The organism is Actinomadura montaniterrae (genome assembly GCF_008923365.1).
In the GTDB taxonomy this organism is placed as follows: domain Bacteria; phylum Actinomycetota; class Actinomycetes; order Streptosporangiales; family Streptosporangiaceae; genus Spirillospora; species Spirillospora montaniterrae.
This window is the reverse complement of sequence record NZ_WBMR01000488.1, coordinates 1-1,103: the sequence shown is the minus strand read 5'-3', so window position 1 is coordinate 1,103 and position 1,103 is coordinate 1. Positions and strand designations below refer to the sequence as shown.

Here is a 1,103-nt window from a genome sequence, read left to right as displayed (position 1 = left end):
CGGGCCAGCCGGGGGTGCAGGCCGACGCTCGCCAGCACCCGCCCGCGCGGGGTCACCCGCCCGTCGCGGACGGCACCGAGGGCGTGCAGGACGGCGCGGGCGGCGTCCATCGCGGCGGCGGGCGGCGGATCGGGAAGCGCGAGGCCGCTCGCGTCCGGGTCGCCCCAGCAGGCGGCCTGGAGGGCGAACCCGGCGAGGTCGGCGAGCTCGATCTCCGGGCGGGGGCGCGCGGGCAGCCGGTCATGCTCGGCCTGCGTCCAGCACCGGTAGACGGTGCCGGGCGCCTCGCGTCCGGCGCGGCCCGCGCGCTGCTCCGCGGTGGCGCGGGACGCGCGGACGGTGGTGAGCGCGCCGAGCCCGCGGGCATGGTCGGTGCGCGGCTCGCGGGCCAGCCCCGCGTCCACGACGATCCGCACGCCGGGGACGGTGAGGCTGGACTCGGCGACGGACGTGGCGAGCACGACGCGGCGCCCGGCTCCGGGCGCGAGGACGGCGTCCTGCACCGCCGGCGGCGCCTGCCCGTGCACCTGCAGGACCTCGGCGGGGACGTCGGCGAGCTGCCCGGCCACGCGCGCGATCTCCCCGACGCCGGGCAGGAAGCACAGCACGTCGCCGTCGCGTTCGGCGAGCGCGCGCCGGACGGTCGCGGCGGCGTGCGCGAGGAGCGCCGGGTCGACCCGCATCCCGTGCGGCGGCGGGACGGGCCGCGGCGGCGGCGCCCACACGACGTCGACGGGGTGCAGCGCGGCCTCGGTCTCCACCACCGGCACGGGACCGTCGCCGCCGCCGAGGAGCCGGGCCCACGGGCCGGTGTCGGCGGTGGCGGACGCGGCGACCAGGCGCAGGTCGGGGCGGAGGGCCGCGCGGACGTCCAGCAGGAACGCCAGCGCGGTGTCGGCGTCGAGGCGCCGCTCGTGGCACTCGTCGAGGATGACCGTGCCGACGCCGTCGAGGCCGGGGTCGTCCTGCAGGCGCTGCAGCACCACGCCGGTGGTGACGACGTCGACGCGGGAGCCGGGCCGCGACTCGCCGCGGACGGTCACGCCGACGCTGCCGCCGACGCGCTCGCCGAGCAGCCAGGCCATGCGGCGGGCGGCGGCGCG

The 1,103-nt window shown here is 80.8% G+C and carries 1 protein-coding gene; it reads right to left on the bottom strand.

Going from position 1 to position 1,103, the window contains the following annotated elements:
- On the bottom strand, positions 1–1,103 hold a 1,103-nt coding region (locus F9B16_RS50465), incomplete at both ends, for a helicase-related protein (protein ID WP_192809423.1).